We start from the raw sequence: 15,953 nt of genomic DNA, 5'->3' as shown, positions 1-15,953 counted from the left end.
CAGTTCTTCACCGGGAGTGGTTCATGCGCTCACCTCTACAGGCTGTTTACACGCCGATCAAGGATAGACCATGAGCCTTCCAACGCTGGCCGAACTGCCTGCCATTCTCTTGCCATTTGCCCAGCGGGCCGAGCAGTCATTTCGTGACGCCGTGGCCGCGCTGGACGACGATAATGGACTGAGTGCGTGGACGCCGCAACGGTGGGCAGAGTTTACCCGTGTGTGCGCCGCCAGTGATTTTGTCATTGAACAGAGCGTTCGTGACCCTTTGATGTTGCTTGAACTGGTGGCCTGGGGCGAGCTGGATCGCGGCTTTGCGCCGGGCGAGCTGTGCAGCCAGATCGCCGGCGCCGTGCAACAGGCGCAAACGGAAGATGAACTGGGTCGTCTCCTGCGGCGTCAGCGCACGCGCCAGCAAGTGCGCATCATCTGGCGCGACCTGACCCGCCAGGCCGACCTGGTGCAAACCTGCCGCGACCTCTCCGACATGGCCGACGCCTGCATCGATCAGGCCTATCAATGGCTGTACCAGCGCCACTGCGTGCAGTTCGGCACGCCCACCGGTCGGCGCAGCGGCGAAGCCCAGCACATGGTCATCCTTGGCATGGGCAAGCTCGGCGCGGTGGAGCTGAACCTGTCATCGGATATCGACCTGATCTTCGCCTACCCCGAAGGCGGCGAGACGGTGGGAGTGAAGCGCTCCCTGGACAATCAGGAGTTTTTCATTCGCCTGGGTCAAAAATTGATCAAGGCGCTGGACCCGATGACCGTCGACGGCTTTGTCTTTCGCGTCGACATGCGCCTGCGCCCCTATGGTTCGGCCGGCGCGCTGGTGCTGAGCTTCAACGCGCTGGAGCAGTATTACCAGGATCAGGGCCGCGACTGGGAACGCTACGCGATGATCAAGGCGCGCGTGGTGGCGGGCGATCAGGTGGCCGGCGCATTGTTGCTGGATATGCTGCGACCGTTCGTCTACCGCCGTTACCTGGATTTTTCGGCCATTGAAGCGCTGCGCACCATGAAGCAGTTGATCCAGCAGGAAGTGCGGCGCAAGGGCATGGCCGAAAACATCAAGCTGGGTTCGGGCGGCATTCGCGAAGTGGAATTTATCGCCCAGGCGTTCCAGCTCATCCACGGTGGCCGCGACCTGAGCCTGCAACAACGGCCCCTGCTCAACGTGCTGGGCACCCTCGAAGGCCAGGGCTACCTGCCGCCGGCGGTGATCGCCGAATTGCGCAATGGCTACGAGTTCCTGCGCTACACCGAACACGCGATCCAAGCGATTGCCGACCGCCAGACGCAAATGCTCCCCGACAGCCCGGAAGACCAGGCGCGCATTGCCTTTATGCTCGGGTTCGCCGACTGGACGGCGTTTCACGAGCGCCTGATGCACTGGCGGGGCCGCGTGGACTGGCACTTCCGCCAGGTGATTGCCGATCCGGATGAGGAGGAGGGCGAAGAAAGCGAGTTGGTCGTGGGCGGTGAGTGGCTGCCATTGTGGGAAGAATCCCAGGATGACGACGCGGCCTGCCGCCAACTGGCCGAAGGCGGTTTTGCCGATGCGCCCAAGGCACTCAAGGCCTTGGCTGGCTTGCGCAGCAGCCCGCAATTGCGCGCCATGCAGCGTCTGGGGCGCGAGCGCCTGGATTCCTTTATTCCGCGTCTGCTGGCGCAGGCCGTGGAGCACGCCAACCCGGACCTGGTGATGGAGCGCGTATTGCCGCTGGTGGAAGCCGTTGCCCGCCGTTCGGCCTATCTGGTGCTGCTCACCGAAAACCCCGACGCCCTGCGCCGCCTGCTGACCCTGTGCGCCGCCAGCCCGTGGATCGCCGAGCAAATCACGCGCTTCCCGCTGCTGCTGGATGAGTTGCTCAACGAAGGTCGCCTGTTCAAGCCGCCATTGGCGCCGGAATTGGCTGCTGAGCTGCGCGAGCGCCTCACGCGTATCCCCGAGGACGACCTCGAGCAGCAGATGGAGGCCCTGCGCCACTTCAAACTGGCCCACCGCCTGCGCGTGGCTGCCTCGGAAATCGCCGGCAGCCTGCCGTTGATGAAGGTCAGCGACTACCTCACCTGGCTCGCCGAAGCCATTCTCGAACAAGTGCTGGCCCTGGCCTGGCGCCAGACCGTTGCGCGCCACGGCTCGCCGCAGCGGCTGGACGGCAGCCTGTGCAATCCGGGGTTCATCATCGTCGGCTATGGCAAGGTCGGCGGTATCGAACTGGGCCATGGCTCGGACCTGGACCTGGTGTTTATCCACGATGGCGACCCCCATGCCGAAACCGACGGCGCCAAGCCGATCGACGGCGCGCAGTTCTTTACGCGCCTGGGCCAGCGCATCATTCACCTGCTGACCACCCAGACCAACTCCGGCCAATTGTACGAAGTGGACATGCGCCTGCGACCTTCCGGCGCGTCCGGGCTATTGGTCAGTTCGCTGGGGGCATTCGACCGCTATCAACAAAATGAAGCATGGACCTGGGAACATCAGGCCCTGATCCGCGCGCGGGTGCTGGTGGGCAGCCAGGATGTGGGTCAGGCATTCGAGCACGTCCGGGCCACGGTGCTGGGGCGTGAACGCGATCTGGCGAAGCTGCGCCAGGAGGTCAGCGAGATGCGCGCCAGGATGCGCGACAACCTGGGAACCAAGGCCACCACGGCCGGTACCGGCGCCAATGCCTTCGAGGCCACGGCGCTGTTCGACCTCAAGCAGGACGCCGGAGGTATCGTCGATATTGAATTTATGGTGCAATACGCGGCTTTGGCGTGGTCTGCGCACCATCCTTCGTTGCTGCGCTTTACCGACAATATCCGCATTCTGGAGGGCCTGGAGCAGGTCGGACTGATGCCCGCCGCCGATGCCCATTTACTGCGCGAGGTGTACAAGGCCTACCGTTCTGCCGCACACCGCCAGGCCTTGCAGAACGAGGCTGGCACCGTAAGCGGGGAGCAGTTTGCCGACGAGCGGCGGCAGGTGATGCGAATCTGGCGTGAGCTGGGTTTAAGCTGATTAATTGAGTGACGCCAATTTAATGTGGAAATCGGCCTTATGTGGGAGCCGGGCTTGCCCGCGATGCAGGCGCCTCGGTACTTCAGCCATACCGAAGCGATGCCATCGCAGGCAAGCCAGCTCCCACAAAAAGCGCGATCTACAATCATTGTCGAGGCGGGGAGGCATAAGCCTCCCCGCATCGTTTGTGGAAACTACATGAATATTCTGATCGTTGGGCCCAGTTGGGTCGGTGACATGGTGATGGCACAGACACTGTTCCAGTGCCTGCGCCAGCGCCATCCAGACTGCCAGATCGACGTGCTCGCCCCCGAGTGGAGCCGGCCGATCCTTGAGCGTATGCCCGAGGTGCGCCAGGCCTTGAGCTTTCCGCTCGGCCACGGCGCGCTGGAGCTGGCAACGCGCCGGCGCATCGGCAAGTCCCTGGCCGGCCAGTACGACCAGGCGATCCTGCTGCCCAACTCGCTCAAGTCGGCGCTGGTGCCCTATTTTGCCGGCATCCCCAAGCGTACCGGCTGGCGCGGCGAGTTTCGCTATGTGCTGCTCAACGACGTGCGCACCCTCGACAAAACGCGCTACCCGCTGATGATCGAGCGCTTCATGGCCCTGGCCTATGCGCCGGGCGCCGAGCTGCCCACGCCGTATCCACGGCCGAGCCTGCAGATCGACCCGTTGACCCGCGATGCCGCGCTGACCAAGTTCGGCCTGCAGTTGGATCGCCCGGTGCTGGCGCTGTGTCCGGGCGCGGAGTTTGGCGAGTCCAAGCGCTGGCCGTCGGAGCATTACGCCAAGGTCGCCGAAACGAAGATCCGCGAAGGCTGGCAGGTGTGGCTGTTCGGTTCGAAAAACGATCATTCGGTGGGCGAAGACATCCGCCAGCGCCTGATCCCGGGCCTGCGTGAAGAAGCGGTGAACCTGAGCGGCGAGACCTCGCTGGCCGAGGCGATCGACTTGCTGTCCTGCGCCGATTCGGTGGTGTCCAACGATTCCGGCCTGATGCACGTGGCCGCCGCGCTGAACCGTCCGCTGGTGGCGGTGTACGGCTCTACCTCGCCGGGCTTTACGCCGCCGTTGGCCGACAAGGTCGAAGTGGTGCGTCTGGGCCTGGAGTGCAGCCCGTGTTTTGAGCGCACCTGCCGGTTCGGCCACTACAATTGCCTGCGCCAATTGCTGCCGCAGCCGGTGACCGATGCGTTGCAGCGGTTGCAGGGCGACGCGGTCGAGGTTCACTGAGTTGCGGGTACTGGTGATCAAGACCTCATCCCTGGGCGACGTGATCCATGCGTTGCCGGCACTCACCGATGCGGCGCGGGCCATCCCCGGCATTCGGTTCGACTGGGTGGTGGAAGAAGGCTTTGCCGAAATCCCCACCTGGCACCCGGCGGTCGACAAGGTGATTGCGGTGGCTATTCGCCGCTGGCGCAAGAATATCTGGCAAACCCTCAAGAGTGGCGAGTGGCGGCGCTTCAAGCAGAGCATCCAGTCGACTAAATACGATCTGGTGATCGACGCCCAGGGCCTGCTCAAAAGCGCCTGGCTGACCCGCTACGTGCGTGCGCCCGTCGCCGGGTTCGATAAAAGCTCGGCCCGCGAACCCATGGCGGCGCGTTTCTATTCGCGGCGCCTGGCCGTGGCCCGGGGGCAGCATGCAGTGGAGCGGCTGCGCCAGCTGTTTGCCGTGGCCCTGGGCTACGACCTGCCCAAAGGCCTGGGCGATTACGGCCTGAGTGTGGAAAAACTGCTCGGCCTGCCGCCGGAAAAACCCTTTGTGCTGTTGCTGCATGGCACCACCTGGGACACCAAACACTGGCCCGAAGCCTATTGGCGCGAGCTGGCCGAGCGCATGGGGCGCCTCGGCGTGGACGTGAAGCTGCCGTGGGGCAATGCCGATGAAAAGGCCCGTGCCGAACGCCTGGCCCAAGGCTTGAGCAACGCCCAGGTGCTGCCCAAACTCAACCTGGCCGGCGTCGCCCGCGTATTGGCCGGCGCGCGTGCGTGCGTGGCGGTCGACACCGGCCTCGGTCATCTCGCCGCCGCGCTGGATGTGCCGACCATTTCCCTGTTCGGCCCTACCAACCCGGGCCTGACCGGCGCCTACGGCAAGGGCCAGATTCACCTGGCCAGCGACTGGCCGTGCGCACCCTGCCTGCAAAAACACTGTACCTATCAACCGACGGCCGACGACCTGCGTCGGTTCGACCTCCAGCGCGAGTCGCCCCTGTGCTTCACGCGCCTGAACCCTGAGCGTGTGGCAAGCCGACTGAGCACGTTGTTACTGGCTGAGGAGCTGCGCTGATGCAACTGGCATTTGTTCTGTACAAATATTTCCCCTTCGGTGGCCTGCAGCGCGACTTCATGCGCATCGCCCTGGAATGCCAGCAGCGTGGCCACAGCATTCGGGTCTACACGCTGATCTGGGAGGGCGATATCCCGCCGGGCTTCGAAGTGCTGGTGGCACCAGTCAAGGCGTTCCTCAATCATCGGCGCAATGAAAAGCTCAGCGCCTGGATGGAAGCCGACCTGGCCAAACGCCCGGTGGGCCGCCTGATCGGGTTCAACAAGATGCCCGGCCTGGACGTGTACTACGCCGCCGATGGCTGCTTTGAAGACAAGGCGCAAAACCTGCGTCATTCGCTGTACCGCTATTTCGGGCGCTACAAGCACTTTGCCGACTATGAGCGCGCCGTGTTCGCCAGGGACGCCAAAACCGAAGTGCTGATGATCTCCGAAGTTCAGCAGCCACTGTTCATCAAGCACTACGACACCCCGCGTGAGCGTTTCCACCTGCTGCCGCCGGGCATTGCCCAGGACCGTCGGGCGCCGCCGAACGCGGCCGAGATTCGCGAGGGTTTTCGCCAGGAATTCAAGCTCGGCGATGACGACCTGTTACTGGTGCAGATTGGCTCGGGCTTCAAGACCAAGGGCGTCGACCGCAGCCTCAAGGCTGTGGCCGCATTGCCCGCCGAACTGAAAAAACGCACGCGCCTGTTTGTAATCGGCCAGGACGACCCCAAGGTATTCCAATTGCAGAGCGCCACCCTGGGCCTGGGCGACACTGTGCAGTTCCTCAAAGGGCGCAGCGATATCCCGCGTTTTCTGCTGGGCGCCGACCTGTTGATCCACCCGGCGTACAACGAAAACACGGGCACCGTGTTGCTCGAGGCACTGGTGGCCGGTCTGCCGGTGCTGGTGTCGGCGGTGTGTGGCTACGCCCATTACATCGCCGAGGCCGGCAACGGCCTGGTGCTCGATGAGCCATTTGAACAAACCCAGCTCAACGCGTACCTGGCCCGCATGTTGACCGACTCTGCACAGCGCGCGGCCTGGGGCCGCAATGGGCTGGCCTATGCCGAGACGGCCGACCTCTACAGCATGCCGCAGCACGCGGCGGATGTGATTCTGGCGGAGCCAAAACCATGAAGTTGATGCTTGCCGAACCGTTCAAGACCCTCTGGGCCGGGCGCGATGCGTTCGCCGAAGTGGAGCGTCTGGAGGGCGAGGTGTACCGCGAACTCGAAGCCCGTCGCACGCTGCGCACCGAGGTCGAGGGGCGTGGTTATTTCGTGAAGATCCACCGGGGCATCGGCTGGGGCGAGATCGTCAAGAACCTTGTCACCGTCAAGCTGCCGGTGCTCGGCGCGGGCCAGGAGTGGCTGGCGATCCAGCGCCTGCAGGAAGTCGGCGTGCCGACCATGACCGCCGTCGCCTACGGCGAGCGCGGCAGCAACCCGGCCGACCAGCACTCGTTCATCATCACCGAAGAGCTGGCGCCGACCATCAGCCTCGAAGATTTCAGCATCGACTGGGTCAGGCAGCCGCCCGAGCCGCGTCTGAAGCGCGCGCTGATCGCCGAAGTGGCGCGCATGACCGGCATGATGCATCGCGGCGGCGTGAATCATCGCGATTGCTACATCTGCCACTTCCTGCTGCACACCGACACGCCGGTGACCGCCGAGCATTTCAAGCTGTCGGTAATCGACCTGCACCGCGCGCAGACCCGCGCCAGAATCAGCCATCGCTGGCGCAACAAGGACCTGGCCGCGCTGTACTTCTCGGCGCTGGACATTGGCCTTACTCGCCGCGACAAATTGCGCTTCCTCAAGGGCTACTTCCAGCAGCCGCTGCGCCGCATCCTGGCCGAAGAAAGCGCCCTGCTGCAGTGGCTGCAAGGCAAGGCCGACAAGTTGTATGCCCGCAAGCAGCGCTACGGGGATGCGCTCTGATGGCGGGTTGGAACCTGGAGCCTGCCTACGCCAACCTCGCGGAGGACTTCGGCAGCCTGGAGGCGGTGTTCGCCTTGCAGGGCGAACGGCTGACCCGCGACCCGCTGTCGGAAGTGATCCGCGTTGAGCGCGGTGGGGTCAATTACTACGTCAAGCGCTACGTGGGTGCCGGTAAAGGCCTGCGCCGTTACCTGGGCAAGCCCCGGGTGAAGTCCGAGTGGCAGAACCTCAAGCGCTTCGCCAAGTGGGGCATTCCCACTGCCGACGTGGTTGCCTGGGGCCTGGAGCGCAACGGCCTGGCCTATGACCGTGGAGCGATGATCACCCGTGAGCTGCCCAGGACCGAAGACCTGTCGGCGCTGGCCGAGCACAAGGACGCGCGCCTCAAAGACCCCCGCTGGGTCAATGCGGTCAGCCGCCAGCTCGCCGAATACACGCGCACCATGCACGAACACCGGTTTACCCATAACGATTTGAAGTGGCGCAACCTGCTGGTGGACGACCAGGCCACGCTGTACCTGATCGACTGCCCCAATGGTGATTTCTGGCGCGGCTTCTGGCTCAAGTACCGCATCACCAAGGACCTGGCGTGCCTGGACAAAGTGGCCAAGTATCACCTGTCGGCCACCCAGCGCCTGCGCTTTTACATGCAATATCGCCAACGCACGCACCTGACGGTGTCGGACAAACTGCGGATTCGCCACGTGGTGAAGTTTTTCGAGGGACGCGAATGAGTGATTTCCTGGCGGCCGAGGACCGCGCTCTGCTTGAGCGCAATGGCCTGGCCACTTTCGACGCCTTGTGGGCCAAGCAACTGGACGCGGTGGACGAGCCGAACACCAGCCGTGGCGGCTGGAGCAGCGTGTTTCGCCTTGAGCTCGACGGACACGGTTATTACCTCAAGCGCCAGAGCAACTACCTCACGCGTACCCTGCACAGCCCGCTGGGCGAGCCGAGCTTCGCCCGCGAGTTTCGCAATATCAGCCGCTATCGAGCGCTGGGCATTCCGGCCCTGCAAGCGGCGTTCTTTGGTGAGCGCAAGGTCGCGGGCGAACGCCGTGCGATGCTGCTGACCCGTGCGCTGGATGGCTGGAACGACCTGGACTCTTTGCTGGAGCAATGGACGTCACTGAGCGACGCCCAGCACCACGCGATCCTGCTGGCCTGCGGTCGGCTGGCGCGGCAGCTGCACAGCGTGGGCCAGGTACATGGCTGTTTTTACCCCAAGCATATTTTTTTGCAGGCGACCGGCGACGGCTACGCCGCGCAGTTGATCGACCTGGAGAAAACCCGCCCGTTGCTGTTTGGCTGGCGTGACCGGGTCAAGGACCTTGAGCCGCTGTTGCGCCGCGCGCCGCAGTGGTCGCAGGCCCAGGTGCGGCAACTGCTGGCGGCGTATCTTGAACAACCGCAGGACAGCGCGCTGGTTGATACCTGGTACCAGCGCCTCACTGCGCGGCGCAGCCACAAGGAGAACCGCTGATGCGTTTGTCCGAACTCAAACAGGCCGGGCGCCGCCCGAGCCTGCCGCTGACCATCGAACTGGCGGATGCGGCCGGTACTGGTCAGTTGCAACTGCTGAGCCTGTTACGCGTGTTGCCGGGCGAGCGCTACGTGGGCGCGGCGGTCTGGCGCGGGCGCCCGGTGCTGGCCAAGTTGCTGGTGGGCAGCAAGGCGGCGCGGCACTTTCAGCGTGAATTGAGCGGTGTCCGCCTGCTGGCCGAACAAGGGCTGACCACGCCGCTGCTGCTCGCCGATGGCTTGCAGGAAGGCGAGGGCGGCTGGCTGTTGTTCGAGTTTATCGAGGGCGCCCAAAGCCTGGCCGACGCCTGGCGCGCGGTCGAAGGCTTGCCGCCGTTGGCTGACGAGCAGACGGCGGTGCTGGCCGAAGCCCTGGGCGCGATTGCGCAGATGCACGCCAAAGGCGTGTGGCAGCAAGATCTGCATCTGGATAACTTGCTGCGCCAGGGTGACACGCTCTACCTGATCGACGGTGCCGGTGTGCGGGTTGAAGAGGCGGGCAAGCCGCTGTCGCGCAACCGCGTGCTGGAGAACCTCGGGGTGTTTTTTGCGCAGTTGCCCAGGAACCTCGAGCCGTTTACCGAAGAATTGCTGGTGTATTACCTGCTGAGCAACGGCGAGCACGCCTTGCCGCTGCAGGCGCTGGAAAAACAGGTGCGCAAGGTCAGCGCCTGGCGCCTGAAGGACTTCCTCGGCAAAGTGGGTCGCGAGTGCACGCTGTTCAGCGTGCAGCGCGGCGCCTTTGGCTTGCGCGCGATTCGTCGCGAAGAAGAAACGGCGATGTTGCCGGTGCTGGAACAGGCCGATGCATTGCTGGATCAGGGCCACCTGTACAAGACCGGCGGCGCGGCCAGTGTGGCCAGGGTCGAAGTGGCCGGCCGGCCGCTGGTGATCAAGCGCTACAACATCAAGGGCTTGGCCCATTGGCTCAAGCGCTTCTGGCGCCCGAGCCGCGCCTGGCATTCCTGGCGCGAGGGCAACCGCCTGGCGTTCCTCGGCATCGCCACGCCCACACCGCTGGCCGTGCTGGAAAAACGCTTCTTCTGGCTGCGCAGCCGGGCGTACCTGGTGACGGAGTACCTGCCAGGGCCGGACATCATCGAACGCTTTGCGCCTTACGTGGAAAACGGCGACGCCCCCGAAGCCGAGTTGCAGGCGCTGGACCAACTGTTTGCCGAACTGATCCGCGAGCGCATCAGCCATGGCGATTTCAAAGGCCATAACCTGTTCTGGGCGGGGGATCGGTGGTCGCTGATCGACCTGGATGCGATGTGCCAACACACCTCCGATGCCAGCTTTGCGCCGGCATTTGCCAGGGACCGCGCGCGGTTCATGCGCAACTGGCCTGAAAGCAGCGCGTTGTATCAGTTGATTGATCAGCGCCTGCCCAAACAACCCTGATCGTTCGCGCAAAAGAATCCAGACTGGTGGCCCCTCGTAGCAAAAACGCAGGGCAGTATGGACACGGTTTGACGACCAAGACTATTCATGAAATCCCAGGATTAAACATCCCATGGCAGATGAATCACCAACCTCTGCGCAGTTCCTGCTTTTTGAAAGCGAAAGTGAGGCTGAGCGAACTGCGGAGTTTGCGGCTGCGAAACCACCGAAGGGGCTGTTCAGCGACTTCATTGTCTATGTTGATGAAAGTGGCGATCACGGTATGCAGACACTTGATGTCAATTACCCCATGTTCGTCTTGGCGTTCTGTGTATTCCATAAGAGGCACTATTGCGAAAAGGTCATCCCTGCACTTCAAAAATTCAAGTTTAATCATATGGGGCATGATTTGGTTGGTTTGCATGAACTGGAGATTCGCAAGGAAAAGGGCGCGTTCTCTGGCATGTTTGTATCTCGCCAACATAAGCACGTCTTTCTTGAAGAACTAACGGGAATCATTGAGTCGAGTAATTTTGTCTTGATCAGTTGTGTGATAGACAAAGCGACTCTTCAGGAACAACAGGGCCCAGTCCACAATCCCTACCATCTTGCGCTGGGTTTCTGTCTTGAAACCCTTTACGAGTTTCTTCAGGAGAAGAATCAGCAAGCAGCGTTGACCCATGTGATTTTCGAGCGCCGAGGTCGTAAAGAGGATAATGAATTGGAGTTGGAGTTTCGTCGGATGTGTGACGGCGCCAATCGATCAGGTGTTCGCTTGCCGTTTGATATCGTTTTCGCGACCAAGCAGGTCAATTCCACGGGACTGCAACTTGCGGACCTCGTTGCGCGCCCTATTGGTATAAGTGTCTTGCGCCCTGGGCAGGAGAATCGCGCCTTCGACATCCTCAAGCGCAAATTTTATTGCAGTGGGGGACGAGGGAAGGTCGGGGAGGGGTTTGAAAACTGGGGGCTAAAAGTTTTTCCCACTGCAGAAAGCGAAAAGCCCCGGTGAAACTCACCGAGGCTATAACGCCGACCGGGATCCCCCAGTCCATTTGCGGCCGATTCTATGCGTGCGGTTTTAGAGTGTCAACGCGTGGCGGCGTGATGGACGACAGAGGCTGACAGCCTGGATTGTGGTCGAGCATCCCGTTGCTGGCGCTGTTGCCTGAGCAGCAGCGATTAGTCAGTTCTTATCCGTAAATGACAGTTTCTTTTGTTTATTTTTATATATCTTGTTGATTTAAATAGAAAAAAATCCTGGCACGCACTCTGCAATGCCAATCGGTGAACCCATTCACCGGTCGCCTCAGCGGAGCCCCGTATGCCCACCAGCCTTTCCTCGCTTTCCCGTTTGATCTGCCTTGGCGCTGCGCTGTTGCTGGGCCAGGTGTGCACGGCTCACGCCGATGATGAGGTGCCGTCGCTCGCCGGCAAGCGCATCGCCGTGAGCATGACCGGCACCAGTCATTATTTCGATATCAAGGCATTCCAGGCACAGGTCGATGAGATCAAGCGCCTGGGCGGTACGCCGATCACCCTGGACGCCGGGCGCAATGACAAGAACCTGGTGACCCAGTTGCAAACCGTGGTCACCCAGAAGCCCGATGCGGTGATCCAGACCCTGGGCACCCTCAGCGTGATCGACCCCTGGCTCAAGCGCATCAGCAAGGCCGGCATCCCGCTGTTCACCATTGATGCGCCGTCGCAGTACAGCCTCAACAACACCACCTCCGATAACGTCGCCACCGGCAAGGCCCTGGCCGAGCAGTTGATCAAGGATGCCGGCGGCAAGGGCAGAATCCTGGTGTTCAACGGCTTCTACGGCGTGCCGGTGTGCGCGATTCGTTATGACCAGTTGAAGCTGGCGCTCAAGGAGTATCCACAGCTGGAAATCATCCAGCCCGAGTTGCGCGATGTGATTCCCAACACCGTGCAGGACGCCTATTCCCAGGTGTCTGCGCTGCTCAACAAATACCCCAGGGGCAGCATCTCGGCGATCTGGTCGGCGTGGGATATTCCGCAGTTGGGCGCGAGCAAGGCGTTGCTCGACGCCGGGCGCACCGAGATCAAGACCTACGGCGTCGACGGCACGCCGGAGGTGCTGGCGCTGCTCGGCCAGGACCCTTCACCAGTGGGCGCGGTGGTGGCGCAGCAGCCGGCGCTGATCGGCAGGACCGCCGTGCAGAACGTGGCGCGCTACCTCGCCGGGCAGCGTGACTTGCCCAAGGAAACCCACGTGGCGACGCTGCTGACCACCGCTGCAAACCTGCCGCAGGTCCAACAATTGCGAGGTGACTGATGCCGGCCCTAAACCTGCAACATGTGCACAAGCGCTTTGGCGCCACCCTGGCGCTGGATGGCGCGAGCCTCAAGGTCGAGCGCGGCACCGTCCACGGGCTGGTGGGCGAGAATGGCGCGGGCAAGTCGACCCTGATCAAGATCCTGGCCGGTATCCACACCGCCGACGCAGGGCAGGTGAGCATCGACGGGCGTTCGTACCACAGGCTGTCGCCGCGTCAGGTGGACGCGCTGGGCGTGCAGTTCATCCATCAGGAGCGGCTGTTGCCGGCCAGTTTTACTGTGGGCGAGGCGCTGTTTTTCGGCCATGAGCTGCGCCGTGGGCCGTTTGTGGATCGGCGCCGCCAGCAACGTGAGGCGCAGCGTTTGCTGGCGGACTATTTCGACCTGCAATTGCCGGCCGGCGCCTTGGTGAGCGAGCTGAACAGTGCCGAGCGCCAGGTGTTGCAGATCACCCGCGCGTTGATTCGCCAGCCGAAGATTCTGGTATTCGACGAGCCCAGCGTGGCGCTGGTCAAGCGCGAGGTCGACCAGCTGTTGCGCATCGTCAGGCGCTTGCGCGACCAAGGGTTATCGATTCTGTACATCTCCCATTACCTGCAGGAGATCGACAGCCTGTGCGATGAGGTTACGGTGCTGCGCAATGGGCGCGATGTGGCGGTGGTCGAGCCGCGGCATACCTCGAGTGCCGAGATCGCGCGGCTGATGGTCAATCGGGCGGTGCAGGAGATGTACCCCAAGGCCCGTGTGGCAGTGGGCGAGCCGTTGCTGCAGGTGAAGTCGCTGAGCCTGGCGCGGCGTTATCGGCACATCGACCTGCAGGTGCGGCGCGGAGAAATCGTCGGCCTCACCGGGCTGGTGGGGTCCGGGGCCAAGGAGTTGTTCAAGACGCTGTTTGGCATCGAACAGGCCGACAGCGGCAGTATCCATCTGCAAGGTCGCCTGCTGCGCCTGCGTTCACCGGGCCAGGCGATTGCCGCCGGGATCGCGCTGGTGCCGGAAGAGCGGCGCAGCCAGGGCATTGCGCCGGCATTGTCGGTGCTGGAAAACCTGACGCTGGCCGGGCTGGGCAGGTTCAGTCGCTGGGGCCTGTTGAGCCGCTCCAGGGAGCAGGCGGAAACGGCGCGGCTGATCGATGAGTTGGCGATCAAGGCGCCGGGGCCCCACGCGGCGGTCAGCCAGCTCAGTGGTGGCAACCAGCAGAAGGTTGCACTGGGCAAATGGCTGAGCCGCCGCTCGGCCGTGTACCTGCTCGATGAGCCGTGCGTGGGGGTGGACGTGGGCGCCAAGGTCGAGATCTATCGCTTGATCGGGCGCCTGGTGCAGGAGGGCGCGGCGGTGCTGGTGCTGTCGTCGGATTTACCCGAGCTGCTGGGGATCAGCGACCGCATTCTGGTGCTGCATCGCGGTGAAATCGCCGGTGAGTTTCGTGCCGGCGAGGCCGACAGCGACCGATTGCTGGCGTGTGCCACCGGGGCGGTGCCCGCCGCAGCGGTGCGGGCGCGGGAGGTCGAGCATGCTTGAGGCGCTGCTGCGGCGTGGTTCGGTCGGCGTGTTCCTGGCGATCCTGCTGGGGTTTGCCGTGGCCGCGCCGAATTTTCTCTCGGTGGGCAATCTGGCCAATGTGTTCAGCCAGTCGGCGATCCTCGGCGTGCTGGCGTTCGGGCTGACCTGCGTGATCATCGGCGGCGGCTCGAATGTGGTCGCCGGCGGGCTGGACCTGTCATTGGCGGCCAACCTGGGGCTGTGTGCGGCGGTGTTCAGCCGCCTCAACAACGCTGGTCTGGAGCTTTGGTTGACGGTGTCGTTGGCCCTGGCGTGCGGCGTGGCGGTCGGCCTGATCAATGGGCTGGCGGTGGTGCTATTGCGCCTGCCGCCGCTGCTGGCGACCCTGGCGAGCATGAATGTGCTGGCCGGACTCGAGCTGGTGCTGACCGAAAATACCGTGGTGCCCACCGACTCGCCGCTGCTGGACCTGCTCAGCGGCGGCGCCTGGCTGGGGGTGCCGGCGCTGGCCTGGGTATTGCTGGTGACAGCGGGGTTGCTGACCTTGCTGATCCAGCACTCGCCCTACGGGCTGCGTTTGCATGCGGTGGGCGAATACCCGCAGGCCGCCGAAGCGGCGGGGCTGCGCAACGCGCGCTATGTGTTGTCGAGTTATCTGCTGGCGGGGCTGTGTGCCGCTGTGGCTGCGTTGTGTTCGGCGGCGTTTTTCAGCGGCAGCACCACCGGGTCCGGCGACATGCTGCTGTCGGTGGTGGCGATTGCGTTTCTGGGCGTCGTGTTTTCGCGACGGCTGGTGGCGAGTATCCCCGGCACGCTGTTCGCGGCGTTGTTGATCGGCTTTCTGATCAATGGTTTTCAATTGCTCAACGTCTCGAGTTTCTGGGTCAACGGCTTGCAGGGTGTGTTGATCCTGCTGGTGGTGGCCGCGTCCAGCGCGTTGAGTCGAGGGAGCCACCCATGAAGCTGCGTGCCTTGTTGCCATTGACCTTGCCGCTGGTCTTTGGGGTGATTGTCGTAATGTTTGCCGTGCAGGCGCCGGGGTTCCTCAGCGCCGGCAACCTCAAAAGCCTGGTGCTGAACAATTTTGTGCTGCTGGCGATTGTGTCCATCGGCATGACCTACGCAGTGGCGGCGGGCGGCATCGACCTGTCGGTGGGGACGGCGCTGGACTTCGCCAGTTTCAGCGTTGTGGTGCTGCTCAATGGAGGGCATGGCTGGGCCGTGGCGGCGGCGGGTGCGTTGGCTGCGGCATTACTGGTGGGGCTGGTGAATGCTGTGCTGATTGGCGGGCTGCGCATCAGCCCGTTCCTGGCCACCCTCGGCACTTTATTTATCGGCACCAGTGCGCAGCAACTGCTCTCGGACGGAGGGCAGCCGATCTACATAGCCCAGGGATTGAAACCGGGGGTGGCGGGGCTCACGCCGTTACTGATCGTGCTGGGACTGGCGTTGTTTTACGGTCTTTTACTTGCGCGGGGGCGCCTGGGGCGGCAATTGCTGGCGCAAGGCACGCAGCCGTTGCTGGCGTATTACTCGGGGTTGTCGGTGCGATGGATCGTGACCGTGGTGGCGCTGGCCACAGCCTTGGCATGCGGGATCGCCGGGGTGTTGCTCGCGGCGACGGTGAGTGCGTATGTGCCGTTGTCGGGGAATGCGTTTTTGCTGAATGCGATTGGGGCTGTGTTTATTGGCACGACGTTGAGTCGGCAGGGCCGGGCGAATATTTTTGGGACGTTGCTCGGGGTGCTGTTTATCAACGTGATTGCCAATGGGCTGTTGTTGATTGGCTGGAATTTCTATTGGCAGCAGGTGGCGACGGGGGTGTTGATTTTTGTGGTGTTGACGTTCAGTTTTGCCAGCCGGCGGCTGGTCGAGCGAGCCTGATGAGAGTGTCAGATTTTTTGTGTTCGGGCCGGTTACGGCCTGCCGTCAGGCAGGCCCTATCTTTACCAGGTCGGCCTGATAAATCGATCTCCGTACAGAATCGCAAATTGATTCATCGCGCTCTTCCA

13 protein-coding genes are annotated in these 15,953 nt (G+C 63.0%); all 13 read left to right on the top strand.

Going from position 1 to position 15,953, the window contains the following annotated elements; all coding sequences use genetic code 11:
* Positions 1 to 70 precede the first annotated feature (70 nt).
* Complete coding sequence (gene glnE / locus TU79_RS13590; protein WP_057008458.1) at positions 71 to 3,010, top strand: bifunctional [glutamate--ammonia ligase]-adenylyl-L-tyrosine phosphorylase/[glutamate--ammonia-ligase] adenylyltransferase; 2,940 nt, start codon at positions 71 to 73, stop codon at positions 3,008 to 3,010.
* Positions 3,011 to 3,208: 198 nt separating this feature from the next.
* Complete coding sequence (gene waaF / locus TU79_RS13585; protein WP_057008457.1) at positions 3,209 to 4,243, top strand: lipopolysaccharide heptosyltransferase II; 1,035 nt, start codon at positions 3,209 to 3,211, stop codon at positions 4,241 to 4,243.
* Position 4,244: 1 nt separating this feature from the next.
* Complete coding sequence (gene waaC, locus TU79_RS13580) at positions 4,245 to 5,306, top strand: lipopolysaccharide heptosyltransferase I (RefSeq protein WP_057008456.1); 1,062 nt, start codon at positions 4,245 to 4,247, stop codon at positions 5,304 to 5,306.
* Positions 5,306 to 6,430, top strand: a complete 1,125-nt coding sequence (locus TU79_RS13575; protein ID WP_057008455.1) for a glycosyltransferase family 4 protein — start codon at positions 5,306 to 5,308, stop codon at positions 6,428 to 6,430. The genes waaC and TU79_RS13575 overlap by 1 nt, the downstream gene beginning before the upstream one ends.
* On the top strand, positions 6,427 to 7,233 hold the full coding sequence (gene rfaP / locus TU79_RS13570) for a lipopolysaccharide core heptose(I) kinase RfaP (RefSeq protein WP_057008454.1): 807 nt from the start codon (positions 6,427 to 6,429) through the stop codon (positions 7,231 to 7,233). Before TU79_RS13575 ends, rfaP begins: the two co-directional genes overlap by 4 nt.
* The gene (locus TU79_RS13565; RefSeq protein ID WP_057008453.1) at positions 7,233 to 7,967 is read left to right on the top strand and encodes a lipopolysaccharide kinase InaA family protein; all 735 of its coding nucleotides are present in this window, start codon (positions 7,233 to 7,235) and stop codon (positions 7,965 to 7,967) included. Before rfaP ends, TU79_RS13565 begins: the two co-directional genes overlap by 1 nt.
* Positions 7,964 to 8,716, top strand: coding sequence for a lipopolysaccharide kinase InaA family protein (locus TU79_RS13560; protein ID WP_057008452.1), 753 nt, complete (start codon positions 7,964 to 7,966; stop codon positions 8,714 to 8,716). Before TU79_RS13565 ends, TU79_RS13560 begins: the two co-directional genes overlap by 4 nt.
* Positions 8,716 to 10,155: a lipopolysaccharide kinase InaA family protein gene (locus TU79_RS13555; protein ID WP_057008451.1), complete on the top strand. Its 1,440-nt coding sequence runs from the start codon at positions 8,716 to 8,718 to the stop codon at positions 10,153 to 10,155. The genes TU79_RS13560 and TU79_RS13555 overlap by 1 nt, the downstream gene beginning before the upstream one ends.
* 112 nt (positions 10,156 to 10,267) lie before the next feature.
* Positions 10,268 to 11,146, top strand: coding sequence for a DUF3800 domain-containing protein (locus TU79_RS13550; RefSeq protein WP_057008450.1), 879 nt, complete (start codon positions 10,268 to 10,270; stop codon positions 11,144 to 11,146).
* Positions 11,147 to 11,458: 312 nt separating this feature from the next.
* The gene (locus TU79_RS13545; protein ID WP_057008449.1) at positions 11,459 to 12,436 is read left to right on the top strand and encodes a sugar ABC transporter substrate-binding protein; all 978 of its coding nucleotides are present in this window, start codon (positions 11,459 to 11,461) and stop codon (positions 12,434 to 12,436) included.
* Complete coding sequence (locus TU79_RS13540; RefSeq protein WP_057008448.1) at positions 12,436 to 13,959, top strand: sugar ABC transporter ATP-binding protein; 1,524 nt, start codon at positions 12,436 to 12,438, stop codon at positions 13,957 to 13,959. Before TU79_RS13545 ends, TU79_RS13540 begins: the two co-directional genes overlap by 1 nt.
* The gene (locus tag TU79_RS13535) at positions 13,952 to 14,902 is read left to right on the top strand and encodes an ABC transporter permease (protein ID WP_057008447.1); all 951 of its coding nucleotides are present in this window, start codon (positions 13,952 to 13,954) and stop codon (positions 14,900 to 14,902) included. Before TU79_RS13540 ends, TU79_RS13535 begins: the two co-directional genes overlap by 8 nt.
* Complete coding sequence (locus TU79_RS13530; protein WP_057008446.1) at positions 14,899 to 15,825, top strand: ABC transporter permease; 927 nt, start codon at positions 14,899 to 14,901, stop codon at positions 15,823 to 15,825. Before TU79_RS13535 ends, TU79_RS13530 begins: the two co-directional genes overlap by 4 nt.
* The last annotated feature ends 128 nt before the right edge of the window (positions 15,826 to 15,953 follow it).

It is taken from the genome of Pseudomonas trivialis, from assembly GCF_001439805.1.
GTDB classification, from domain to species: domain Bacteria; phylum Pseudomonadota; class Gammaproteobacteria; order Pseudomonadales; family Pseudomonadaceae; genus Aquipseudomonas; species Aquipseudomonas trivialis.
The sequence above is the reverse complement of the archived record's forward strand: the minus strand, read 5'-3'. Positions and strand labels throughout refer to the sequence as shown.

Coding starts and splice junctions, on each gene's coding strand:
- glnE (WP_057008458.1), top strand. CDS start 71: ATGAGCCTTCCAACGCTGGCCGAACTGCCTGCCATTCTCTTGCCATTT.
- waaF (WP_057008457.1), top strand. CDS start 3,209: ATGAATATTCTGATCGTTGGGCCCAGTTGGGTCGGTGACATGGTGATG.
- TU79_RS13575 (WP_057008455.1), top strand. CDS start 5,306: ATGCAACTGGCATTTGTTCTGTACAAATATTTCCCCTTCGGTGGCCTG.
- rfaP (WP_057008454.1), top strand. CDS start 6,427: ATGAAGTTGATGCTTGCCGAACCGTTCAAGACCCTCTGGGCCGGGCGC.
- TU79_RS13565 (WP_057008453.1), top strand. CDS start 7,233: ATGGCGGGTTGGAACCTGGAGCCTGCCTACGCCAACCTCGCGGAGGAC.
- TU79_RS13560 (WP_057008452.1), top strand. CDS start 7,964: ATGAGTGATTTCCTGGCGGCCGAGGACCGCGCTCTGCTTGAGCGCAAT.
- TU79_RS13555 (WP_057008451.1), top strand. CDS start 8,716: ATGCGTTTGTCCGAACTCAAACAGGCCGGGCGCCGCCCGAGCCTGCCG.
- TU79_RS13550 (WP_057008450.1), top strand. CDS start 10,268: ATGGCAGATGAATCACCAACCTCTGCGCAGTTCCTGCTTTTTGAAAGC.
- TU79_RS13545 (WP_057008449.1), top strand. CDS start 11,459: ATGCCCACCAGCCTTTCCTCGCTTTCCCGTTTGATCTGCCTTGGCGCT.
- TU79_RS13540 (WP_057008448.1), top strand. CDS start 12,436: ATGCCGGCCCTAAACCTGCAACATGTGCACAAGCGCTTTGGCGCCACC.
- TU79_RS13535 (WP_057008447.1), top strand. CDS start 13,952: ATGCTTGAGGCGCTGCTGCGGCGTGGTTCGGTCGGCGTGTTCCTGGCG.
- TU79_RS13530 (WP_057008446.1), top strand. CDS start 14,899: ATGAAGCTGCGTGCCTTGTTGCCATTGACCTTGCCGCTGGTCTTTGGG.